This window comes from Streptomyces sp. MGP-BFMKR1 (assembly GCF_057766585.1).
Genome location: NZ_CM173408.1, coordinates 3,447,426 through 3,469,090, shown reverse-complemented (window position 1 = coordinate 3,469,090; position 21,665 = coordinate 3,447,426). Strand labels below are relative to the sequence as shown.

At 74.4% G+C, this 21,665-nt stretch carries 20 protein-coding genes; 11 read left to right on the top strand and 9 right to left on the bottom strand.

Going from position 1 to position 21,665, the window contains the following annotated elements; genetic code table 11:
- Positions 1 to 22 precede the first annotated feature (22 nt).
- The 6 genes from AC3CHW_RS13075 to AC3CHW_RS13050 all read right to left on the bottom strand — a co-directional run bounded on the left by AC3CHW_RS13075 (position 23) and on the right by AC3CHW_RS13050 (position 6,970).
- Positions 23 to 337 carry a DUF7848 domain-containing protein gene (locus AC3CHW_RS13075; RefSeq protein WP_488470574.1) on the bottom strand — a complete coding sequence of 105 codons (315 nt, stop codon included), beginning with the start codon at positions 335 to 337 and terminating at the stop codon, positions 23 to 25.
- Positions 334 to 915, bottom strand: coding sequence for a hypothetical protein (locus tag AC3CHW_RS13070; protein WP_488470573.1), 582 nt, complete (start codon positions 913 to 915; stop codon positions 334 to 336). Before AC3CHW_RS13070 ends, AC3CHW_RS13075 begins: the two co-directional genes overlap by 4 nt.
- Positions 916 to 1,189: 274 nt before the next feature.
- Positions 1,190 to 2,377, bottom strand: coding sequence for a helix-turn-helix domain-containing protein (locus tag AC3CHW_RS13065; protein ID WP_488470572.1), 1,188 nt, complete (start codon positions 2,375 to 2,377; stop codon positions 1,190 to 1,192).
- 150 nt (positions 2,378 to 2,527) lie between these two features.
- Positions 2,528 to 3,700 (bottom strand): helix-turn-helix domain-containing protein, encoded by a 1,173-nt coding sequence (locus AC3CHW_RS13060; protein WP_488470571.1) that lies wholly within the window; start codon positions 3,698 to 3,700, stop codon positions 2,528 to 2,530.
- A 163-nt stretch (positions 3,701 to 3,863) separates the two neighbouring features.
- Positions 3,864 to 6,281 carry an ABC transporter permease gene (locus tag AC3CHW_RS13055; protein WP_488470570.1) on the bottom strand — a complete coding sequence of 806 codons (2,418 nt, stop codon included), beginning with the start codon at positions 6,279 to 6,281 and terminating at the stop codon, positions 3,864 to 3,866.
- Positions 6,278 to 6,970 (bottom strand): ABC transporter ATP-binding protein, encoded by a 693-nt coding sequence (locus AC3CHW_RS13050; RefSeq protein ID WP_488470569.1) that lies wholly within the window; start codon positions 6,968 to 6,970, stop codon positions 6,278 to 6,280. The genes AC3CHW_RS13055 and AC3CHW_RS13050 overlap by 4 nt, the downstream gene beginning before the upstream one ends.
- Before the next feature lie 221 nt (positions 6,971 to 7,191).
- Here AC3CHW_RS13050 and AC3CHW_RS13045 point away from each other — a divergent pair, with 221 nt between their 5' ends.
- From AC3CHW_RS13045 to AC3CHW_RS13035, 3 genes are all read left to right on the top strand, one after another.
- On the top strand, positions 7,192 to 8,487 hold the full coding sequence (locus tag AC3CHW_RS13045) for a sensor histidine kinase (RefSeq protein ID WP_488470568.1): 1,296 nt from the start codon (positions 7,192 to 7,194) through the stop codon (positions 8,485 to 8,487).
- A complete protein-coding gene (locus AC3CHW_RS13040) occupies positions 8,484 to 9,224 on the top strand; it encodes a response regulator (RefSeq protein ID WP_488470567.1) in 741 nt (246 codons plus the stop codon). Before AC3CHW_RS13045 ends, AC3CHW_RS13040 begins: the two co-directional genes overlap by 4 nt.
- Before the next feature lie 92 nt (positions 9,225 to 9,316).
- Positions 9,317 to 9,934, top strand: coding sequence for a hypothetical protein (locus AC3CHW_RS13035; RefSeq protein WP_488470566.1), 618 nt, complete (start codon positions 9,317 to 9,319; stop codon positions 9,932 to 9,934).
- Positions 9,935 to 10,024: 90 nt separating this feature from the next.
- Here AC3CHW_RS13035 and AC3CHW_RS13030 read toward each other — a convergent pair whose 3' ends face one another.
- Positions 10,025 to 10,891 carry a helix-turn-helix domain-containing protein gene (locus tag AC3CHW_RS13030; protein ID WP_488470565.1) on the bottom strand — a complete coding sequence of 289 codons (867 nt, stop codon included), beginning with the start codon at positions 10,889 to 10,891 and terminating at the stop codon, positions 10,025 to 10,027.
- Positions 10,892 to 11,097: 206 nt separating this feature from the next.
- On the opposite strand from AC3CHW_RS13030, the gene AC3CHW_RS13025 reads away from it, so the two are divergent.
- The 5 genes from AC3CHW_RS13025 (at position 11,098) to AC3CHW_RS13005 (ending at position 15,138) form a co-directional block, all read left to right on the top strand.
- On the top strand, positions 11,098 to 12,021 hold the full coding sequence (locus tag AC3CHW_RS13025) for an NmrA family NAD(P)-binding protein (RefSeq protein ID WP_488470564.1): 924 nt from the start codon (positions 11,098 to 11,100) through the stop codon (positions 12,019 to 12,021).
- Between the two features lie 111 nt (positions 12,022 to 12,132).
- Positions 12,133 to 12,960, top strand: a complete 828-nt coding sequence (locus AC3CHW_RS13020; RefSeq protein WP_488470563.1) for a helix-turn-helix domain-containing protein — start codon at positions 12,133 to 12,135, stop codon at positions 12,958 to 12,960.
- Between the two features lie 276 nt (positions 12,961 to 13,236).
- On the top strand, positions 13,237 to 14,271 hold the full coding sequence (locus AC3CHW_RS13015) for a methyltransferase (RefSeq protein ID WP_488470562.1): 1,035 nt from the start codon (positions 13,237 to 13,239) through the stop codon (positions 14,269 to 14,271).
- Positions 14,272 to 14,327: 56 nt separating this feature from the next.
- Complete coding sequence (locus AC3CHW_RS13010) at positions 14,328 to 14,594, top strand: hypothetical protein (protein ID WP_488470561.1); 267 nt, start codon at positions 14,328 to 14,330, stop codon at positions 14,592 to 14,594.
- An 85-nt stretch (positions 14,595 to 14,679) separates the two neighbouring features.
- On the top strand, positions 14,680 to 15,138 hold the full coding sequence (locus tag AC3CHW_RS13005; RefSeq protein ID WP_488470560.1) for a GNAT family N-acetyltransferase: 459 nt from the start codon (positions 14,680 to 14,682) through the stop codon (positions 15,136 to 15,138).
- 182 nt (positions 15,139 to 15,320) lie between these two features.
- Here AC3CHW_RS13005 and AC3CHW_RS13000 read toward each other — a convergent pair whose 3' ends face one another.
- Complete coding sequence (locus tag AC3CHW_RS13000) at positions 15,321 to 16,271, bottom strand: DUF389 domain-containing protein (protein ID WP_398609677.1); 951 nt, start codon at positions 16,269 to 16,271, stop codon at positions 15,321 to 15,323.
- Between the two features lie 160 nt (positions 16,272 to 16,431).
- Positions 16,432 to 17,436 carry a type I pantothenate kinase gene (gene coaA, locus AC3CHW_RS12995; RefSeq protein WP_176166335.1) on the bottom strand — a complete coding sequence of 335 codons (1,005 nt, stop codon included), beginning with the start codon at positions 17,434 to 17,436 and terminating at the stop codon, positions 16,432 to 16,434.
- Positions 17,437 to 17,581: 145 nt separating this feature from the next.
- Between coaA and glmS the strand changes: the two genes are divergently transcribed.
- The 3 genes from glmS to AC3CHW_RS12980 all read left to right on the top strand — a co-directional run bounded on the left by glmS (position 17,582) and on the right by AC3CHW_RS12980 (position 21,651).
- On the top strand, positions 17,582 to 19,429 hold the full coding sequence (gene glmS, locus AC3CHW_RS12990) for a glutamine--fructose-6-phosphate transaminase (isomerizing) (RefSeq protein WP_488470559.1): 1,848 nt from the start codon (positions 17,582 to 17,584) through the stop codon (positions 19,427 to 19,429).
- Positions 19,430 to 19,496: 67 nt separating this feature from the next.
- Positions 19,497 to 19,937 carry a holo-ACP synthase gene (locus tag AC3CHW_RS12985; RefSeq protein WP_459248660.1) on the top strand — a complete coding sequence of 147 codons (441 nt, stop codon included), beginning with the start codon at positions 19,497 to 19,499 and terminating at the stop codon, positions 19,935 to 19,937.
- Positions 19,938 to 20,019: 82 nt separating this feature from the next.
- Complete coding sequence (locus tag AC3CHW_RS12980) at positions 20,020 to 21,651, top strand: NAD(P)H-hydrate dehydratase (RefSeq protein ID WP_488470558.1); 1,632 nt, start codon at positions 20,020 to 20,022, stop codon at positions 21,649 to 21,651.
- The last annotated feature ends 14 nt before the right edge of the window (positions 21,652 to 21,665 follow it).

Sequence of the window (21,665 nt, the reverse complement as noted above, 5' to 3'; positions counted from 1 at the left end):
GGCCCGGCCCGCACGCCACCGCTCAACTCGTCGGCGCGGCGGGGCCGATGTCCTCTGCGGGTGTGATGTGCCAGTGGAGGGTGACGGTGGCGGTGTAGTGCAGGTGGCGTCCGTCGGGGTGGTCGCGGGCGGCGTGGCTGGTGCACCAGCGTTGGGCCTGGTGGTGCATGCCGGTGATGGTTTCGGTGGGTTCGGGGGTGGGTGACTGGTCGCCGCAGGTGGTGCAGGTGGCGTGGACGGTGTACGGGGTGGTGTCGGGGTCGGGGGCCAGGGTCATCTCGACGTAGCGGTAGCGGCGGCGTCCGTGGTGGCGGGTGGGGTGGGGTTGGTGGTTCATGTGCGTGGCTCCTGGCTGCTGACGCGCAGGCGGGCCGCGCGGGCGCAGGCCGGGTGGACGGTCAGGGTCCGGGGCGGGTCGGTGGGGGTACGGCGAGCGGTGAGGGTGACGCTCTCCTTGGGGTGCAACTCCCGTTCACACAGGGCGCACGGGGTGGGCAGCGCGCCGGGCCCGTGGGCGAAGAAGACGGCGGAGGTGAGCACCGCCCCCAGGTAGTACGGCTGGGCCAGGTAGCGGCCCGACCACTCGCCCGTGATCCGCCAGTGCAACCCCGGCCCGGTACGCCGGTGCGAGGGCGGCACCCCGACGTAGTGCGTGCGGCTGCCGGCGGCGAGCAGGCTCACGTACTGGCCCAACCGCTCCCAGTGCGCGAACCCGGCCGTCTCGCCCGGCGGCAGCAGCCAGTACGTGCAGGAGGTGCGCGGGTCGATGATGGCCGCGCAGTTCTCCGTACCGTCCAGGATCTGGAAGGCGGCGTCCGCGATGGCGGCGGAGGTGCGTACGGCGTCCCACTGGCAGCCGGCCGGCAGGAGCATCACGCCCTCCTCCGACGGCGGGACCCAGTCGAGTCCGATCACGACCGCCCGCCCTTCGTGGGCCGCAACGCGGCGAGGGCGTGGGCGCCCAGGTAAGTCGGCAGCGTGCGGCTGTGCCACCCCAACTCCCCGTCCCGCGTCCAGCGGACGCCTCCGCCGGGGGGAAGCCAGTCGTGGGGTGGGGGTGGGGCGGTGGCGACCATGAGGCGACTCCGTAACGGTGTGTGTTCTGGCCGTCACATCGTGATCGGATGCGAGATGCGCTGCGTTGCGCGATTGGCAACGCTCCCTCTGTTGACGCGGTGGTCCGTTGCTGCTAAACGCCACACCACGCGGCGAACTCGCGCAGTGGCTCCTCCGCACGCTGGCGTGCTCTCAGCAGCGTGGCCACGGTCTCGTGCACCGAGTGGTGATAACGCGTGAGCTGGGCCGACGCCGTGCGTGCCGCGTGGAGGGAGGCGAGCGCGGCGGGGCGTTTCGCGGTCCACGCCTCCGCACGGGCGCGGTCGATCCAGTAGTGCGCCGCCCTCGTCGGTGCGTACCCGTCCGGTAGGCGGACCGTACGGGCGTACTCCAGTGCCCGCGCATGGTCGTCGCGGTCGCCTGCCGCCGCGATCTGGTGCAGCCGTACGTTGAGCGGGCCGAACGCCAGCGCGTAGTGCCGGGTTTCGCCGGTCACCCTCGCCAGCTCGGTGGCTTGCCCGAGCCAGTCCTCCGCTGCCGAGTCGTCGCCGCCCCGGGCTGACAGGACGGCGGCCCGCAGTTGGAGGGTGCCCCGTACGGCCTGGGTGGCGCGGTCGCCGTCATCGTCCAGGTCACGCAGTGCGTGCCGCATCAGGGAGACGCCCCGGCTCAGCCGTGAGCTGTCCGCCGCCATCTGGGCGCGCTCGTACCGTTCGATCGCGACCTGGCGTGGATCGCCGGAGTGCGGCGCGGCGACGGCCATGCGGGTGAGGGCCAGCCGGGCCAGGTCCATGTATCCCAGCCGGTAGGCGACGATGGCCGCCGTGCGCGCGGCCTCGGCTTGCAGGGCGTGGGCGCGCTCTTGTCGGTGTCCGGCGGGCTGGAGTTGGCTGGCGATGGCGATCTCGGTGACCAGGCCCGGGAGGCGTTCGGCGAGCTTGGTGAACTCGGCCTGTACGCGCAGTGCGATGAGTCCTCGTATCGCCGTCTCCAGGGCCGTGAGTGAGCGCGGGGGCGGTGCGTCGGTGGGCGGGAGGTCCCAGTCGTCGAACGCGGCGCTGATCGGCGTGAGCAGGGCGTCGAGCTGGTCGCGTTGGAGAGCTTGGATGTACGGCTGGCCACGCAGCACGGAGACGTTGACGCCGAGCGCTCGGGCGACGGTGGCGAGGATGGGCTCGCTGGGGTAGCGATCCCCCTTCTCGATGCGGCAGAGCTGGCTAGCGGACACGTGGGCGTGCCGGCCCAGTTCCTGAAGGGAGTAGTCGCGGATCAGGCGGAGTTGGCGTACGCGGGCGCCGATGGTCTCGGTGGGGTCGGACATGGTGCTCCCCGTTCTGTGCTGACACTCAGCACGGTAGCGCTCAACGATGCGCAGGGCGGGCCCTGTTGCTCCGGTTGCCCCCAGCGTGTACGCCTCCGTCGTGGTCGACCACGGTGGCCGCGGGAACGCCGTCGAGGCGCTGCCGACCCGTTACGCGGGCACACTCAGGGCATCGGCCAGCACGCGCGTCTCGGGAGTCAGCGTGCGTCGCCGCTTGATCACGTGGCCCACGATGTCCTGTGCGTAGCGCTGTTGTACGAGCCATTCGGGTTGGGCGGCATGGATCGCGGTGAGCACCTCCACCGCCTCCGGGTACTTGCGCACCATCGTGTAGGCGCGGGCGACATCGAGCCGGTGGCGGTGGTAGTCGGTCTCCTGACCCGCCCCGGTTCCCACCAGTCGCTGGCCGGCGCGTAGGACCTCGTCCGGGCGGTCGAGGATCACCCCCTTCTCCGCTGCCTTGTACGCGACCACCACCGGCCCCCACGGGTCTGGACGGGTGCTGCTCGGGGTGATCGTCCCCGTTACGGTCGCCGCCGCCCGGGCGAGCCGCATCATGTCGTCGGCCTCCCCGTCACGGGCGTCGCGCAGGCTCGCGGACGCTCCGTGCAGGAGCAGCCAGCCCCAGGCCGCGATGGTCTCCACCGGTGCCCGCGACAGCTTGGGCTCCGTGTCGTCCGCCCAGCGCTGCGCCAGCTCGGACGCCTTGTCCAACCGACCCTGGCGCATCAACAGCCAGGACGAGGTGGCGATGACCGAAGCGGCGCGTACGCGGTCGGGCGCGTCGTCCAGGGCCCGGCGTAGCGCCAGCTCCGCCCCCTCGTACTGCCTGGCCTGCGTCAGCATGGCACCCGCCATGTGGAGGAGCTGGGCGCGGATGGAGCGCATCTCGGGTGAGCTGTCCAGCGCGTCGACCTCACGGAGCAGCGGCACCAGGACGGCGACCTCGTCGGCCATCCGCTTGGCGATGTGCAGCCGGCGCACCTCGGCGAGGGCCGCGAGGAGGCCGGGTGTGGTGGGTTCCTCGTCCAGGCGCGCCGGGCGGGGAGCGGCGACGGCCTCCAGGAGTGGCTGCCAGGGGGCGGGGTCCGGGGCCGGGTCCTCGGGCGGCTGACGCCGTACGAGAGCTGTCGTCGGCACCCGCAGGGCCGCTGCCAGCGCGCGTACCGTCTCCATGCGCGTCTCGCCGGCGCTGCCCTGTTCCAGTTTCCGCACAGTGGAGACGGACACCTTGGACGCGGTGGCCAACTCGCGCTGGGAGAGGCCGCGGCGCTTGCGTAGGTCACAGACGCGCTCGCCGAGCGTGCCGCGGTTCTCGGTCATATCGGACTCCTCGTCCTGACGTCGATACTCTGACGGTACCGCCGTCGCTGGGCGTGTTGTCAGGGCCAACGGGCTTTCGGCGCAGGGCTGTTGGCGCGTGGCGGGGCGCCGGGCGGAAGCTTCGAGCCGCCCCCGCCGCTCCCCCGGAACAAGGCCGCCGCCGCTACTCCGCCCGCAACGCCACAGCCGTACGCGTCCTGGCCGCCCAGCCGGCCGGAGCGAGCGCGCCCAGGAGGGCGATCGCGGCTCCGCTCAGGCCCAGCAGGAGCAGCCGTAGCGGGTCGTACACGTCGAGGACCGACGGCGGCAGGGTGGTGCCCACGGCGTGGCCCATGACTGGCATAACGAGGTGGTGGAGCGCGTAGCCCGCCGGCACGCCGAGCAGGCCGCCGAGCGTGCCGAGCGTCGTGACCGGGGTGAGTACCAGGAGCATGGTCTGGCGCGGTGACATGCCGATCGCCTTGCAGACGCCCAGGTCGTGGACGCGTTCGCGGGTGTCGAGGACGGCGGAGTCGAGTACGCCGAGGCCGGCCACGCAGATGAGCATGAGGGTGAGTAGCGCGGCCAGCGCGGACATGAGGAGGACGATGCCGTCCCGGCCCGGGGAGGTGTGGGTCGTGGCGTCGCCGCCCAGTGGCTGGACGACCGCGGCGAGTTCTCGCGCGTACGCGTCGGCGGAGACGCCGGGCCGCACCTCGACGAGGAAGGTGTCGGGCTCGGCCGAGGGGAAGTCGGCCAGGTCGGCGTGGATCTCCAGGTCGTCGCCCGAGGTGTCGAAGGACTCGCCCACGATGCGCAGGCGCGCGCTCTCCTCCGCGTGGGTGACCCGCACCGTGTCGCCGATCTGGCTGCTGGTGCGCTCCAGGAAGCGGGTGGGCACCACCACCTGTCCCGGACCGGTGAGCCAGTGCCCGGAGAGCATCTCGTAGCTGCCGGAGCGCGCGTCGCCCTCGTACAGGCTGGCCTGGACCGAGCCGGGGACGCCGGCGACGGTGACCTCGGTCTGGGCCTTGCCGTAGTACGAGTCCGTGCCCGGCTGCGAGGCGAGGGCGGCGCGGACCTTCGCCGGGTCGGCGGACCTGTGGTCGGGTGGCCCGGGCGCGGCGCCGCCTGGGGGTGACGGGCTGGTCGCGCTGTCGCCCGCGGGGGGAGGCGGTGGGGGAGCGAGGTGGTGGGCCCGGGTGGTGGTGACCGTGACCGCGGCCCGGCGCTCGGGGTCCTGGGCGGTGCCGATCGCGGTCAGGGACGAGGTCAGGCCCACCGCGAAGGTCGCCGCGACCGTGCCGGACGCCACCGCGAGCAGCGTCGCGAGGGCGCGGACTGGGTGCGTGAAGGGGGTGGCGAGTCCGTAGGTGACCGGGCGCGGCAGGGGCAGCCGCGCCAGCGCGCGGTGCGCCCACTGGCCGCGCCCCGGGCGCGGGGACCGGCCGAGCGCGATGGCCTCGACCGTACGCAGCCGCCCGGCCCGCAGGGCGGGGGCCAGCGCCGCGAGTCCCACGACCACCAGGGTGGCGGCCGGCACCGCGGCGCTCACCCACCAGGCCGCCGCGAGCGGGCCGGCGCCGTACATGGCCTCGGTGTCCGCGAGGAGCGGCACCGCCAGGAGGTTGCCCAGGGCGACGCCCAGGGCGGTGCCGACGCTGGCCGGGAGCAGCGCCTGGGCCAGGTAGGCGCGTACGACCTCGCGCGGGGTGAAGCCGATGGCCTTGAGGATGCCGATCCTGCGCCGGCTGGTGCCGACCGCGCCGCTGATCACGCTGCTGACGGTGATCACCGACATCACGATGCCGAGCACGCCGAAGGCCGTGACGAACGGGACGGTCGCCGCCGCGGCCTGGTCGGCGGCGCGCTGGGTGTCCAGCCAGGACCGGGTGCCGAGGAGCGCCCCGGGTGGCACGGCGGCGGCGAGCGTCCTCCGGTCGGCGAGGACCTGTTCCCTGGTGCTCGCGGAGTCGAAGCGGTAGAGCATCTGGCGCGTGACCGGGGTGCCCTTCGACGCCAGGGCGTTGACCTGTGCGGGCGTCGTCCAGGCGTCGGCGGTATCGCTGACGGACACGGCGAGGCCGACGACCGTGAGGGTGGGGGCGTCCGCGGCGTCCGAGGCTCGCAGCATGGTGCCGATCGCGATGGTGGGTCCCTCGAACGAGGCGGCGAGCACGACCTCGCCCGGTGCCCGCGCCCACCGGCCGGAGGTCAGCTCCACGCGGTCCACGGCGCCGCCCGGGCCGGGCCTGCCGACCAGGGTCAGCGTCGGCAGCGGGAAGCCCGTCGGGTCCACCGGGCGGAACGTCGTGGCGGGGTAGGGGCCCGCGCTCGCGGTGACGCCGGTCGCCTTTCCGGTGCGGGCCAGTTGGGCCGCGCTCGCCTTGGCCGGATCGTACTCAGCGCTGAGGTGCGCGCCGTGCTGCTTCCCGAAGGCGTGCGCGAAGGGCTCGGACGAGGCGACCAGCAGTGTCCCGGCGACCACGGCCGAGGCCACGGCCATCATCGTGGCCACGGCGATCACCACCGTCCGCCCCCACCGCCGCCCCACCCCGGAGCGCACGACCCGGCCCAGGGCGCCGCTGCCGAACCGGATCATCGCGCGGCCCGCGCGGACGAGTCGCTGGCGATACGACCGTCGACCAGGTGGACCGTGCGGCTCGCGCAGGCCCGTGCCAGCGTCGGGTCGTGCGTCACCAGCACGATGGTCTGCCCGGTCCGGCGCAGGTCCAGCAGCAGGCCGCGCACGTCGTGGCCCGCCGCGCTGTCGAGCGCGCCGGTGGGCTCGTCGGCGAGCAGCAGCGCGGGACGGTTGACCAACGCCCGGGCGAACGCGACCCGTTGGCGCTCTCCCCCGGAGAGCCGGCCCGGGTAGGCGCGGGCGTGCCGCTGGATGCCCAGCGCCTCCATGAGTTCAGCCGCGCGGGCGGCGGCCTGGCGCCGGCCAGCTCCGGCGAGTTGGGCCGGGAGCTGGATGTTGTCGGTGACGGTGAGGTCGTCGAGGAGGTTGAAGAACTGGAAGGCGATGCCGATGTGCGCGCGGCGGAACGTGGCCAGGGCGCGTTCGTTCAACTGGTCGATCCGTCGCCCGGCCACGGTCACGGAGCCGTCGGTCGGCCGATCGAGGCCGGCGACGAGGTTGAGCAGGGTGGACTTGCCGCTGCCGGAGGGGCCCGTCACGGCGAGGGCCTCGCCCTGGGCGACGCTGAGCGTGCACGGTCCGAGGGCCGGCGCTCCGCCGCTGTCGTAGCGCTTGGCCACACCCGCCAGTTCGATCACCTGACGCATACGAGTAGTCCGTCCTCACGGTCGCTGGGGGCGCCTGCTGTTGCCGGCCCGGTGAACGTAGAGGCGGCCGGGTGCGGGGCGCGTCGGCCGTGGAACCAACATCGGGCCCTCCGCGGGGACGAATGGGCCGTGGCGTCCTCCCCGAGGAGTACGACGTGCGGAGGAGGCCCTGACCGCACAGGCGGACGCGGCCCGTACGGCGGGCACCGCACAATCTAGGGATGGACACCGAACGCCGGCGCGGCGCGTACCAGCAGCTCGTCGACGCGCTGCGGCCGGAGGCCAGGGCGGCCCCGCCGTCCCGGCGAGCGGTGCGCGTCGATGTGGCGCTGGCGGTCGTGTTGACCGTCGTCGCCCTGTTCGTGGCGGTGCGCTATCCCGGTGACGGGCCGGTGGACATTCCGTCGCGGGTCGACGCCGGGGCCGGGGTCCCGGTTCCGCCCGCGCCGCCCGATCCGGGGCAGACGCCCGTGGCGGAGGAGCGGGAACCCGTGCCCTGGGCCCTGGTCGTCCTGTCGACGCTGCCGCTGGTGGCCCGGCGCCGGTACCCGCTGACCCAGTTCGTGGTGGTGCTGGGCGCGGCCCTGGCCGTGGGCGACTCCGCCTCCTGGATCACCGTGGTGGCCTGCGTCATCGGGGCCTACAGCGCCGTCGTCCACAGCCGGTACCGGGTGGCGGCGGTCGCCGTCCTGGTGATCGCCGCGGCGCTGTCCGGCTTCGCCTTCCGCAACGCGGACCCCGTGCTCCCCGGGTGGTCGAGCCCGGGGTTCGTGCTGCTCGTGGCCGGGACGCTGGCCAGCCTCGTCCGCTTCCTGCACCTGCGGTTGGCGGCGAGCCGGGACCGGGTCGCCGAGTTGCGGGCGGCTCAGGAGCAGGCCACGCGCCGGGCAGTCGAGGAGGAGCGCGCCCGCATCGCCGCCGAACTGCACGACGTGGTGACCCACAACGTGAGCGTGATGGTGATCCAGGCGGGCGCGGCCCGCAAGGTGATGGACGTGGTGCCCGAACAGTCGAAGGAAGCACTGCTGGCCGTCGAGGCGGGAGGCCGGGCCGCCATGGCCGAACTGCGCCACGTGATGGGCCTGTTGGCCGCACCGGACCAGGAGCGTCCCGACGCCCTGGAGCCCCAGCCAGGGCTCGCGCGACTCGACGCGCTGGTCCACCGGGTACGCGCCGCCGGGACGCCCGTCAGCGTCGACGTGTCACTGCCACCGACCCCGTTGCCGCCGGGGGTTGACCTCGCGGCCTACCGTGTCGTCCAGGAGGCGCTGACCAACACGCTCAAACACGCGCGCGGCGCGCACGCGTCCGTGGCCATCGCGTACACCGACGACTGGCTGGAGATCGAGGTCACGGACACCGGCGGCGCCCAGGGCCCCTCGCCGGTGGCGGGCAACGGCCGCGGCCACCTGGGGCTACGCGAACGGTTGGCCGTCTACCGGGGCGAGCTGACGACCGGACCGACGAACGCCGGTGGCTACCAGGTCACGGCCCGCATCCCACGGAGTGCCGGATGAACCCGCCCACGAACGGGCCCGTACCCACGGACCACCCACCGCTGCGCGTCCACCCACCACTGCGCGTCGTCATCGCCGACGACCAGGCCCTGGTGCGCACCGGCTTCCGCATGATCCTCGCCGCGGACGGCATCGACGTGACGGCCGAGGCGGCCGACGGGGCCGAGGCCGTCGCGGCGGTCCGCCGCACGCGGCCCGACGTGGTCCTCATGGACATTCGGATGCCGCAGACGGACGGCATCGAGGCCACCAGGCGCATCGTCGGCGACGCGGGCTTGGACGGCACCCGGGTCATCATCCTCACCACGTACGACCTCGACACTTACGTCTACGCCGCGCTCACGGCCGGCGCCAGCGGCTTCCTGCTCAAGGACGTCACCCCGGAACACCTGGTCGCCGCCCTGCGCCTGGTGCGGACCGGTGACGCGCTGCTCGCGCCCACCATCACGCGGCGGCTGATCGAGCGGTTCGCCCCACGGGAGGAGCCGCGCACCGTCGCACCGCACCGCGACCTGTCCGGCCTGAGCCCGCGCGAACTGGAGGTGCTCCGGCTGCTCGCGACGGGCCTCAGCAACGCCGAACTCGCCTCCCGGCTGTTCCTCAGCCCGACCACGGTCAAGAGCCACATCGGCCGCATCCTGACCAAACTGGACCTGCGCGACCGCGTCCAGGCCGTCGTCTTCGCGTACGAGACGGGCCTGGTCACCCCGGGCGGGGATGCGCCCAGCGGCGCGTAGCGCGTGGCGTGCCCGCCTGCCGGTCCGGTGGGGCGCGAGCCCGGTCCGGCGCGACGCCGTCACAACCCACCCGGTGAGCAGAGAATGAAGCGATGACATGGCGTGGTGATGTGGCCGAGTTGCTGGCGGAGGCCGGCGTTCTCGACGTGGACGTCGAGAACATCGAGAACATCGAGGACGTCGTCGCGGACGAGCACGTCCGGTCGGCCGCGTACCAGCGCGTCGTCTCGGTGGCCGCTTCCGCGCCGAGCCGTGAACGTGACCGCGCGCTCGTGGCCACGATCCTGCGCGACCCGCACGAGATGACGTCCAAGACGGCGGTGGTCGCCCTCGTGGACGGGGTCGCGACGCGGGCGAGCGGGCAGGCCGAGTTCCGGCGGTGGGCGGCCGGGGTGCTGCCGGAGGTCGACCGCCTGACGACGGAGGCGTACCGCGAGTTCATCCGCCGTCGCGTCCACGACTGGCTGTTTCACCTGGCCGTCAGGGACGGCCACGTGCCGACGGCGGCCGAGTTGGCACAGGTCACGGACTGGATGCAGCGCCTCGTCGCCGAGGAGTCGACGTCCCCGGCGGTACTCGCCCTGCTCGCCGCGTCGGGCCGCCGCGGGAAGACGCGGAACGTGGCGATGAACCGGAGCCGGAGTCGGAGCGTTGACGGTTCGCGGGGACGTGGGGGAGCGGCGGGCGACGGGCGCGGCGGACGCGGTTGAGGGCGGGCGGCGATGACCTCGCCACCGTGGGCAGGGGGGGCGACCCTGCTGGCCCCAGCCGGCCAGCCTGCTGACCGGCCGGCCAGGCGTTCAGGTCGCCGACTCACCCAGGGTGAGAAGCGCGCGTTCCGATGGGGAGCCCGGCTCGGCCTGGTAGATCCACAGTTGGAGTTCCGGGTGGTCGGGCGGGGTCAGGACGTGCTGGCGCAGGGTGAGCGGGCCGGCCACCGGGTGGCGGAAGTGCTTGGTGGCGCTGGCCTTGCGGTGGACGTCGTGGCGGGCCCAGAGGCGACGGAACGAGGCGCTGCGGTCGCTGAGTTCGCCGACCAGCTCGGCCATCTGGGGGGTGTGCGGCGCGGGGCCGGCCGCCGCGCGCAGCGTGCCGACGGTGCACTGGGCCAGGTGCTCGGGGTCGGGGACGAACTCCCCGACGGCGGGGTCCAGGAACGCCATCCGGGCCAGGTTGTCACGCAGCGGGAGGCCGGCGTACAGCGCGTCGGCGGGGCCGTTGCGTACGAGCACGTCCAGCCAGGGGGTGACCAGCATGGCCGGGGCGGTGACCCAGTGGCGTACGAGGTGGGTGAGGGCATCTTCGGTGCCGGTGGGCAGGGTGTCCGGGGCGGTGGGTGGGGCGGGGTGGTCCGCGAGGGCGCGCAGGTGGGCGTGGGCGGCGGCGTCGAGGCGTAGCGCGCGGGCCAGCGCGGCGAGCACCTGCGGGGAGGGCCGGCGCTCGCGGCCCTGTTCCAGGTGGACGTAGTAGTCGGTGCTGACGCCGGCGAGCAGCGCGACCTCCTCGCGCCGCAGCCCCGGCACCTGCCGGGCGGGCCCGGGGGCGAGGCCGTGGTCCGTGGGGCGGACGAGCGCGCGGCGGGCGCGGAGGTACTCCGCGAGCGGCCCCGCTGATCTCGACGCGGCACCCGGCTCGCCCCTGCCGCCCTCGTCAGCCGCGTCACCCATGGTCACCCTCCTCACCCAGGCCACCCGTGCCACCCATGCCAGTCATGACACCCGCGCCAGCCATGGCACCCGTGCCCAGTCATGCTAGGCGGCGGCCTCGCGCTCGCGGGTGGGTGTGCCACCACCACCCGCGCTGCCCGGCCGGCACCTAGCGTCGCCGTGGGTCAGGCGGCGCGGCGCGCCATAGGAGCGAGGAGAGGCATCGTATGTACGTCGTGACAGGGGCCACCGGGCGCACGGGCAGTGCCGTCGTGGACGAGCTGGTACGCGCCGGCCACGGCGTGCGCGCGCTCGGGCGCAGCGCCCGTGGCCTGGCGCCGGCCGCCGCCGCCGGCGCGGAGCCGGTGGTGGCGGAGCCGACCGACGCGCAGGCGCTCGCCGCGGCCTGTCACGGCGCCGAGGGTGTCTACGTCATGGTCCAACCCAACTACATCCCCGACAGCCCCGACTTCGCGGCGCACCAGCACCGGATCGTCGAGGCCATGACGGTGGCGCTGGCCGCCGCGGGTGTGCGGCGGGTGGTGACGTTGAGTAGCTGGGGTGCGGACCAGGAGGCCGGCACCGGTCCGGTGGCCGGGTTGCACCGGCTGGAGCGGCGTACGAACACCCTGGACGCGGCGGTCACCCACCTGCGGGCCGGCTACTTCATGGAGAACCTGCTCGGCCAGGTCGAGTCCATCCGCCGGGACGGCCGGGTCGCGGCGCCCTTCACCCCCGACCTCCCGATGCCGTTCATCGCCGCCGAGGACGTCGGCCGCGCCGCCGCCCGCCACCTCGTCGGGCCGACCCCGGCGCGCCCGGGCGCGCCGGAGGTGGTCGAACTGCACGGCGAGCGCGACCTGAGCATGGCCGAGGTGACGGCCGTGATCGGCAGGCTCGCGGACCTGCCGGGCCTGCGTTACGTGCAACAGTCGATCGAGCGGTTCGTGGCCGAGCAGCGCGCGGCCGGGGCGTCGGCGAACGTCGCCGGCCTGATGGCCGAGGTGGCCCGCTCGATCAACTCCGGACACATCGCCGCCCGCCAACCCCGGTCCGCGGCCACCACCACGCCGACGACGATCGAGACCTTCGTCGTCCACGGCCTCCTGCCCGCGCTGCGGGCCGGGTCCCCGGAGCAGGCCGCACGGTGATCGGCGTACGCGCCCACCTGCCGTAGCGAGGGGCGGGACCACCCGGCCGCTGACGGCGCTCACGGACCTTTCGTCCAAGACAGGGGTGCCGAAGTCGGCGACGGTAGGGGCATGCGCAGACACGAAGTGGGGGGCGCCCCCACGGATCGCGATGCCGAGCGCGGCTGGGAGGTCGCCCGCCCCCTCGGCGGTACGTCACTCGACGGCGTACGGATGGCCGGATACCGCGACCGCGCCGCCACCGGCCTCGACCTGCGGGTGCTCCCGCAGCCGGCCGTGATCCTCGTCATCGGGCTCGGGAGCGAGCCGCTCACGGTGGAGAGCGCCACCGGCCAACGGCCCCTGCGGAGCCTGGTCGCCGCGCTGTCACCCGGCCCGGCCCGGGTGCGCGGCGAGCGCGTCGAATGCGTCGAGGTGCGCCTGTCACCCCGGGCCGCCTACGGGCTGCTGGGGGCCTCGCCGCCCGAACTGGACGGCTCGATCACCAGCCTCGCGGACCTGTGGGGGGCGCGGGAACGACGTCTGCGCGAGCGGTTGGTCGAGGCCGCGACGTGGCAGGAGCGCCTCGCGCTGACCGAGGAGTTCCTCACCAAGCGGGCGGCGGCGGCCCCGTCAATGGCCCCCGAGGTCGCCGCCGCCTGGGACACCATCGTGGCCCGCCGAGGCCGGATACGGGTGGGTGACCTCGCCGCGTCCTGCGGCTGGAGCCACAAGCGACTGCGCACCCGGTTCCAAGCCCAACTCGGCCTCACCCCCAAGCGGGCCGCCATGCTGGTCCGCTTCGACCACGCGGTACGGGCGCTGTGCGCGGGCGAGAGCGCCAGCACGGTCGCCCTGACCTGCGGGTACGCCGACCAGCCGCATCTGCACCGGGACGTGGCGGCCCTGGCCGGGTGCACGCCCGGCGCCCTGGTCCGCCGGCTGACGTCTGCTGGTTGACCTCTGCCGGCTGACGTCTGTCGGTTGGCCTCTGCGGGCTGGTCTCTGCCGGCTGGGCCGGCCTCACGCGCGGAGGAGACGGGCCGCGCCCGCGTCTCGCACCTCCCACCCTCACTTACCACCCACCACTCACCACCCACCACCCACCACCCACCCGAAGAAAGGAAAGCACCCGTGACGAACACCGATGCCCGAGCGACGGACGATGTCCGAGCGACAGAGGATGCCCGAGAGGTGGGCGATGCCCGAGAGGCGGGCGATGTCCGAGAAGCAGGCATGGCCGACCGGGATCTGATCGTTCGGCTCGCGTTCGGGAGTATGGCCGCGCAGACCCTGCGCGCGGCGGTCCGGTTAAAGGTGATGGAACGGGTCGGCGCCACGCCGCGCCCGGCCGCCGACTTGGCCGCCGAGGTCGGCGCCGCACCCCAGCCCATGACGCGGTTGCTGCGCGCCCTGGCCGGCCTCGGCCTGCTGGTGGAACACACCCCCGACCACTTCTCGGCGACCCCCGCGGGTGCCCTCCTCGACCCCGGAAACCCCGACTCGCTCACCTCGTTCGTGCGGATGTTCACCGAGCCGACGATCGTGCGCGCCTGGGAGCACCTGGACGACAGCGTCCGCACCGGGGACATCGCCTTCGACGCCGTCTTCGGCACCGACTTCTTCAGCCACCTCGCCCAGCACCCCGAGCTGTCGGCCGAGTTCAACGCGGCGATGAGCCAGGCCGTCGCGGCGACCGCCGCCACGCTGCCGTCCGCGTACGACTTCGGCCGCTTCACCACGGTCACGGACGTCGGCGGGGGCGACGGAACCCTCCTGGCCAGCGTGCTGGCCGCCCACCCGGGCCTGAACGGCGTGCTCTTCGACACGGCGGAGGGCCTGTCCAAGGCGCCGACGACGATGGAACGGCACGGCGTGGCGGGGCGCTGCTCGCTGGTCGCCGGCGACTTCTTCCGCTCGGTCCCCGCGGGCTCGGACCTCTACTTGATGAAGAGCGTGCTGCACGACTGGACGGACGACCAGGTGGTCACCATCCTGCGCAACTGCCGCGCGGTGCTCCCGCCCGGTGGCCGCGTCCTCATCGTGGAGCCCGTACTCCCCGAGGTCGTCGACCCCCGCGCCGAGGCCGACGTCACCGACGGCGGAATCACCTACCTGTCCGACCTCAACATGCTCGTGAACGTGGGCGGCAGGGAGCGCACCCGCAAGGACTTCACCGAGGTGTGCCACCGCGCGGGCCTGACCCTCACCTCGGTCACCCCCCTCGCCGAGGCCGCACCGTTCTCCCTCATCGAGGCCGTGGCCGACTGACCGCGGCCTGTCCGACAACCCGCCCTCGTCCGCCCGGCCCTCAGTACGATGCGCCGGTGATCCCCCAACGAGGCGACACCACGCAGCAGTTACTGGCCGTGTCCTGGCTCGTGCTCTCCCTGACCGCCGTGGGCGTGGAGAGGTACGCGACGCAGACCCTGCCCACCGAGTGCATCGTCGCCTTCTCCAGAATCACGGTCGGCAACGAGCCCCGCGACGAGCAGTGGCCAGACGAGGCGACGTTCGACCGCGCCTACCTGCAAGCCCAGGAGGCGGGAGGCTGCGAGCGGCCTCGGAAGCGGTGGGAGGAATGGCTCGACTGACAGGTCTGGCGTGCCGCTCCTCGCGGGCTGCCAACGCCCCAAAATTCCGCGCCCCACGCCACCCCAACCGCCTACCCTCCCCACCATGATCGAGCCCGAGTCCCACACCGCGTCCCAGCCTGCCTTCGAGACCGCACCCGCGACCACCCCCCAAACCACCTACGCCTGGCGCGGGGCCTTCGCCAATCCCGAGGTCAACGTCCTGCACGCGCAGGGGTTTGACCATCCGCCGTTGGACATCGACTGGCACACCCAGGTGCATCGGCACAGCCTGGGGTGGGTGTGTGCGCGGCGGGGGGAGGAGTTGGTCGGGTTCGTCAACGTGGCCTGGGACGGCGGGGTGCACGCGTTCGTGCTGGACACCGTGGTGGCCGAGGGGGCGCGGCGGACGGGGGTGGGGACGCGGCTGGTGGCGGCGGCCGTGGAGGGGGCCCGGGCCGCGGGGTGTGAGTGGCTGCACGTGGACTTCGACGACCACCTGCGCGCGTTCTACTTCGACGGCTGCGGCTTCACCCCCACCGACGCGGGGCTCATCGCCCTGTGAGGCGCGCGACGCCGCGCGGCACGGGCACCCCACCTTCCCGGCGCTGCGCGGTCACCCGCCCCCGCCCGCCACGGTCACCCGCCCCCGCCCGCCACGGTCGCCCGCCCCCGCCCGGCGCGGTCGCCCGCCGCCCCCCGCCCCCGCCCCCCCGCCCCGGCGCCGCCCCGCACCCCGCCCGCCGCTCAGCCCTTGGTGCGGCGGGCGTCCCGGAACTGGGTGTGGCGGGACCAGAACAGGCGCTGGGCCAGCAGCGTCAGGGTGCCGGCGAGGGCGATGCCCGCGAGGTTGAGGAGGAGTTGTTCCGTGGAGCCTCGGGTCTGGCCCAGGTCGCCGTAGCCGAGGGCGACGGCGGCGTTGGCGGCGGCCGGGACCGTGGTCACCGAGATCGCCACGCCGACCAGCGCGCCCGACTTCGCCGACGTCAGCGACAGCGTGCCGGCGATGCCGGCGAGGAAGGCCACGACGAAGGAGAACAGGTCGGGCCGGTAGATGAAGTTGGTGTTCGGCCGCTCGGCCTCCACGTCCGCCTCGTGGAAGAGGCCCGCCGCGTCCATGAACAGGCTGAACAGCGTCGTCAGCGCCATCGCCACCGCGAACCCCACCAGCAGGGCGAGCAGCGAGCGCACCGCGAGCCGTGGGGCGCGCCGTACCAGCGCGGTGCACAGCCCGGCGAGCGGGCCGAACTCGGGGCCGACGGCCATCGCGCCGACGATGAGGATCGCGTTGTCGAGGACCACGCCGCAGGCGGCGAGCATGGTCGCCACCGTCAGGAAGGCCAGGAAGGTGACGGAGAGGGTGGACTCCTCGTGGGTGGCCTCCACCAACTGTTCCCACACCACGGCGTCCGAGCCCTCGCCGGGCGCCTCCTTCTCGGCCCGGTCCGCGCGGTGCGACAGCGTCAGGTCGATGTTCTCGACGGTGATCGCACCGCACTCGTCGATGCCGATCGCGCGCAGTTCGCTGAGCACCTCGTCGGCGGCCTCCCGCGCCACGTCGCACAGCACCACGTCGCCGGCCGGGTCGCGGCCGGCCCCGGCGAGTACGGCCAGGTGGGTGGCGCCCACGCTGCGTTCGAAGAGCGCGACCACCTCGTCGGTGCGGTGCGCGGGGACGATCAACCGCAGGTGCAGCACGGCGGGCTCCTCGGAGTCGGCGTCACGTCAGCGTCAGGTCGGCGTCAGGTGGGCGTCCCACGGGCGGTCGGACCGGGTCACGGGTGGGCAGCGGCAGCCTACGGGGGCCGGGGTGGGACGGGCTCCCGGGGCCGGGCGAGGCGCGGGCCGCCCCGCGCGGTCACAGCTTGCGCAGCCGCAGGCGTTGCACCTTGTGGTCGGGGCCCTTGCGAAGCACGAGGGTGGCCCGGCCGCGGGTGGGGGCCACGTTCTGTTGCAGGTTGGGCCGGTTGACCGTGCGCCAGATCATGCGCGCGTAGTCGAGCGCCTCGTCCTCGGAGACCTGGGTGTACTTGCGGAAGTACGAGAACGGGTTCTGGAACGCCGTCTCGCGCAGCTTGCTGAACCGGCCCAGGTACCAGCGCTCGATGTCCTCCGTCCGGGCGTCCACGTACACGCTGAAGTCGAAGTAGTCGGCCAGCGCCACCCGCGTCCTGCCGTCCTTGCCGGGCAGCGCCGGCTGGAGCACGTTCAGGCCCTCGACGATGAGGATGTCGGGGCGGCGCACGGTCAGCCGCTGGTCGGGGACGATGTCGTACACCAGGTGGGAGTAGACGGGCGCGCTGACCTCGTCCTTGCCCGCCTTCACGTCGGCCACGAAGCGGGTCAGCGCCCGGCGGTCGTACGACTCGGGGAAGCCCTTGCGGGACATCAGGCCGCGCCGGTGCAGTTCGGCGTTGGGTAGCAGGAAGCCGTCCGTGGTGACCAGCTCGACGCGCGGGTGCTCGGGCCAGCGCGCGAGCAGGGCCTGTAGGAGGCGGGCGGTGGTGGACTTGCCGACCGCGACGCTGCCGGCCACCCCTATGACGAACGGCGTGCCCTGCTGCGCGCCCTGGCCGCTGCCCGCGTCGCCGAGGAAGGTGTTGAGGGCGCCCCGCAGGTTGCTGGTGGCGCCGACGTAGAGGTTGAGCAGCCGGGACAGCGGCAGGTACACGTCGCGCACCTCGTCGAGGTCGATGACGTCACCGAGGCCGCGCAGCCGCTCCACCTCCTCCGCCGTCAGCGGCAGCGGCGTCTTCTCGCGCAGCCCGCTCCACTGGGCGCGCGAGAGATCGACGTACGGGCTCGACTCGGCCCGCCGCGGAACACCGCCGTGCTGCCCGCCGTGCGGCCGTTGGTCACTCACCGAAGACCTGATCACTGATTCATTGTGGGTTGTCGGGGCGCGGTACGGGGCGTGCGTTCGGTCACGCCGGGGCGTGGCGACCCGCCCGGCGGGCCGTCGTGGCGGGGCGCACGGCCGCGCGGGGGCCGCGCGTACGCTGCACCCCATGTGCGGAATCGTTGGCTATGTGGGAGGGCAGTCCGCCCTCGACGTCGTTCTGGCCGGGCTCGGGCGCCTCGAATACCGGGGCTATGACTCGGCGGGGGTCGCGGTCCTCGCCGACGGCGGCCTGGCCGCCGCGAAGAAGGCGGGCAAGCTCGCCAACCTGCACAAGGAGCTGGCCGACCGGCCGTTGCCGACCGGCACCACCGGCATCGGCCACACCCGCTGGGCCACCCACGGCGGGCCCACCGACACCAACGCCCACCCGCACCTGGACGACGCGGGCCGGGTCGCCGTCGTCCACAACGGCATCATCGAGAACTTCGCGCCGCTCCGCGCCGAGCTGGCCGAGCGCGGCCACGCCCTCGCGTCGGAGACCGACACCGAGGTCGTCGCGCACCTGCTCGCCGAGTCCTTCTCCTCCACCGGCGACCTGGCGGAGTCGATGCGGCAGGTGTGCGGGCGGCTTGAGGGCGCGTTCACGCTGGTCGCGGTGGTGGCCGACGACCCCGACGTGGTGGTTGGTGCGCGCCGCAACTCGCCGCTGGTGGTGGGCGTCGGGGTCGGGGAGAACTTCCTGGCCTCCGACGTCTCCGCGTTCATCGCGCACACCCGCGAGGCCATCGAACTCGGCCAGGACCAGGTGGTGGAGCTGCGCCGGGACGCGGTCACGGTCACCGGCTTCGACGGTGCGCCGGCGACGGTGCGCCCGTACCACGTGGACTGGGACGCCTCGGCCGCCGAGAAGGGCGGCTACGACTACTTCATGCTCAAGGAGATCGCCGAGCAGCCGAAGGCCGTGGCCGACACGCTGCTCGGCCGGATCGACGCCGCCGGCGACCTGTCGCTGGACGAGGTCCGCATCCCGGCCGCCGAGCTGCGCGAGGTCGACAAGATCGTCATCGTGGCGTGCGGCACCGCCTTCCACGCCGGGATGATCGCCAAGTACGCCATCGAGCACTGGACCCGCATCCCCTGCGAGACGGAGCTGGCCAGCGAGTTCCGCTACCGCGACCCGATCCTGGGCCCGCGCACGCTGGTCGTCGCCATCTCCCAGTCCGGCGAGACGATGGACACCCTGATGGCGCTGCGGCACGCCCGCGAGCAGGGCGCCCGGGTCCTGGCCGTCTGCAACACCAACGGCTCGACCATCCCGCGCGAGTCCGACGCCGTGCTCTACACGCACGCCGGGCCCGAGATCGCCGTCGCCTCCACGAAGGCGTTCCTCACCCAACTCGTCGCCTGCTACCTCGTCGCCCTCTACCTCGGCCAGGTGCGCGGCACCAAGTGGGGCGACGAGGTGCGCGCGGTCATCCGGGAGCTGTCGGAGATCGCCACCCAGGTGGAGCGGGTCCTGGAGACGATGGAGCCGGTGCGCGAGCTGGCGCGCTCGCTGGCCGACCAGGACACGGTGCTGTTCCTGGGCCGGCACGTGGGCTACCCGGTGGCCCTCGAAGGCGCCCTCAAGCTCAAGGAGCTGGCGTACATGCACGCCGAGGGGTTCGCCGCCGGCGAGCTGAAACACGGGCCGATCGCGCTGATCGAGGACGGCGTGCCGGTGGTCGTGGTCGTCCCCTCGCCGCGCGGCCGGTCCGTACTGCACGACAAGATCGTCTCCAACATCCAGGAGATCAGGGCCCGTGGCGCCCGCACCATCGTGATCGCCGAGCGCGGCGACGCGGGCGTGGCGCCGTACGCCGACCACCTGATCGAGGTCCCGGCCACGCCGACGCTGCTCCAGCCGCTGGTGACCACCGTGCCGTTGCAGGTCTTCGCCTGCGAGCTGGCCACGGCGCGCGGCAACGAGGTGGACCAGCCGCGCAACCTCGCCAAGTCCGTGACGGTGGAGTGAGGGTGAGAGTGAGCGTGGGAGTGCGGCCGGTGGCCGCCACGGGCCACGGCCCCCACGGGGCGGCCTCGTGATCATCGGGGTGGGGATCGACGTCGCCGAGATCGACCGGTTCGGCGCGGCCATGGAGCGCACGCCGGGGCTCGCCGAGCGCGTGTTCGTACGACGGGAGCTGTGGCTGCCCAGCGGCGAGCGCCGGGGCACCGCCTCGCTGGCCGCCCGGTTCGCGGCGAAGGAGGCGCTGGCCAAGGCGCTCGGCGCGCCGGGCGGGCTGCGTTGGACGGACGCGGAGGTGTGGACGCTGCCCAGCGGCCAGCCCCGGCTGCGGGTGCGCGGCACCGTCGCCGAGCGGGCGGCCGAACTCGGCGTGCGCACCTGGCACGTCTCGCTCAGCCACGACGCGGGCGTCGCGTCGGCGGTGGTCATCGCCGAGGGCGAGCCGGCCGCCGAGCCCGCCCCGGACGGCTCGGCGGACGACTGGCCCGCGGACGACGGCTGGCCGGCGCGGTAGGGCGCGGCCGGCGCCGCCTCCGGCGGGCCCGGGTGCGGCACTCGCCCGGCCGGCGGGTGACCGGCGCGGGAGACTGGGGCGCATGAGGACTGCGTACAGCGTGGAGACCGTACGGGCCGCCGAGCGGGAGCTGTTGGCCCGGCTGCCGGAGGGAACGCTCATGCACCGGGCCGCGGCCGGCCTCGCCGCCGCCTGCGCCGGGCTGCTGGGCGCGGGCCCGGGACCCCGCACCGGGCCGGGGTCGACCCGGCGCGGGCGGGTGTCCGGCGCGCGGGTGGTGCTGCTCGTCGGCAGCGGCGACAACGGGGGCGACGCCCTCTACGCCGGCGCCCGGCTCGCCCGTCGCGGAGCCGCCGTCACCGCCCTGCTGCTCGCCCCCGGCCGCGCCCACCCCGGCGGCACCGCCGCCCTGCGCGCGGCGGGCGGCCGGCTGGTCGAGGCGACCGGCCTGGACGCGGGGTCGGGCCCGGCGACGGAGTCGGACGACGGCGCGGCGGACCTGGCCGACGGTGGGCGCGCGGCCGGCGACCGTACGGAGCGGCGCGACGATCACCCCGCGCTGCGGGCCCTCGCCCGCGCCGATCTCGTGCTGGACGGGATCGTGGGCATCGGCGGCCGGGGCGGGCTGCGGCCGGACGCCGCGCACCTGGCCCGGGCCGTCGCCGAGGCCGGCGTGCCGGTGGTCGCCGTCGACCTGCCCAGCGGCGTGGACGCCGACACCGGCGAGGTGCGCGGCGCGGCGGTACGGGCCACGGCCACGGTCGCCTTCGGCACGTACAAGCCCGGGCTGCTCATCGACCCGGCCGCCGAACACGCCGGCGCCCCGCGCCTGGTGGACATCGGCCTGGGCCCGTGGCTGCCGCCGGTGCCCGACGTGGAGGCGTTGCAGCACGCGGACGTGGCGGCGGTGCTGCCGCGCCCGGCGGCGGAGAGCGACAAGTACCGGCGCGGCGTGGTCGGCGTCGTCGCGGGCTCGGCCCGCTACCCCGGCGCGGCGGTGCTCGCGGTGGCCGGGGCGCTGCGCGGCGGCGCGGGCGCGGTGCGGTACGTGGGGCCGGGCGCCGACGCCGTGATCGCCCGCTTCCCCGAGACCCTGGTCTCGGCGGGCCCGCCCGGCAAGGCGGGCCGGGTGCAGGCGTGGGTGGTCGGGCCCGGCGTCGGGGACGACGCGGACGCCCGGCGGGCCCTCGCCGACGTGCTGGCCAGCGACGTGCCGGTGCTGGTGGACGCCGACGCGCTGCGGCTGCTGCCCCCGGACGGCGTCCGCGCGCGCACCGCCGCGACCCTGCTGACCCCGCACGCGGGCGAGGCGGCGGCGCTGCTCGGCCGCTCCCGCGAGGAGGTCGAGGCGGGCCGGCTGGCGGCGGTGCGGGAACTGGCCGCCAGGACCGGGGCGACGGTGCTGCTCAAGGGCTCCACGACGCTGGTCGCCGGCCCGGCCACGGGGCCGGACGCCGACCCCGTACGCGTCAACCCGACCGGCACCGGCTGGCTGGCCACCGCCGGCAGCGGCGACGTGCTCTCTGGCCTGACCGGCGCGCTGCTCGCCACCGGCCTGGACGCCCGCACGGCCGCGTCGGCCGGCGCCTACCTGCACGGCCTGGCGGCCCGCCACGCGGCGGCGACCCCCGGCCGCCCGGGCGCGCCCATCACGGCGTCCGAGGTGGCCGGGGCCCTGGACGCGGCCTGGCGGGACGTGGCAGCGGCCGGGTGAGGCGGGCCAGGGGA

Excerpts from the sequence above, each read along its gene's own strand:
- AC3CHW_RS13020 (WP_488470563.1), top strand. The coding sequence starts at position 12,133 with ATGCGCAGACACGAAGTGGGGGGCGCCCCCACGGATCGCGATGCCGAG.
- AC3CHW_RS13065 (WP_488470572.1), bottom strand. The coding sequence starts at position 2,377 with ATGTCCGACCCCACCGAGACCATCGGCGCCCGCGTACGCCAACTCCGC.
- AC3CHW_RS13075 (WP_488470574.1), bottom strand. The coding sequence starts at position 337 with ATGAACCACCAACCCCACCCCACCCGCCACCACGGACGCCGCCGCTAC.
- AC3CHW_RS13055 (WP_488470570.1), bottom strand. The coding sequence starts at position 6,281 with ATGATCCGGTTCGGCAGCGGCGCCCTGGGCCGGGTCGTGCGCTCCGGG.
- AC3CHW_RS13035 (WP_488470566.1), top strand. The coding sequence starts at position 9,317 with ATGACATGGCGTGGTGATGTGGCCGAGTTGCTGGCGGAGGCCGGCGTT.
- AC3CHW_RS13060 (WP_488470571.1), bottom strand. The coding sequence starts at position 3,700 with ATGACCGAGAACCGCGGCACGCTCGGCGAGCGCGTCTGTGACCTACGC.
- AC3CHW_RS12980 (WP_488470558.1), top strand. The coding sequence starts at position 20,020 with ATGAGGACTGCGTACAGCGTGGAGACCGTACGGGCCGCCGAGCGGGAG.
- AC3CHW_RS13045 (WP_488470568.1), top strand. The coding sequence starts at position 7,192 with ATGGACACCGAACGCCGGCGCGGCGCGTACCAGCAGCTCGTCGACGCG.
- AC3CHW_RS13040 (WP_488470567.1), top strand. The coding sequence starts at position 8,484 with ATGAACCCGCCCACGAACGGGCCCGTACCCACGGACCACCCACCGCTG.
- glmS (WP_488470559.1), top strand. The coding sequence starts at position 17,582 with ATGTGCGGAATCGTTGGCTATGTGGGAGGGCAGTCCGCCCTCGACGTC.
- AC3CHW_RS13050 (WP_488470569.1), bottom strand. The coding sequence starts at position 6,970 with ATGCGTCAGGTGATCGAACTGGCGGGTGTGGCCAAGCGCTACGACAGC.
- AC3CHW_RS13005 (WP_488470560.1), top strand. The coding sequence starts at position 14,680 with ATGATCGAGCCCGAGTCCCACACCGCGTCCCAGCCTGCCTTCGAGACC.
- AC3CHW_RS13015 (WP_488470562.1), top strand. The coding sequence starts at position 13,237 with ATGGCCGACCGGGATCTGATCGTTCGGCTCGCGTTCGGGAGTATGGCC.
- AC3CHW_RS13025 (WP_488470564.1), top strand. The coding sequence starts at position 11,098 with ATGTACGTCGTGACAGGGGCCACCGGGCGCACGGGCAGTGCCGTCGTG.
- AC3CHW_RS13030 (WP_488470565.1), bottom strand. The coding sequence starts at position 10,891 with ATGGGTGACGCGGCTGACGAGGGCGGCAGGGGCGAGCCGGGTGCCGCG.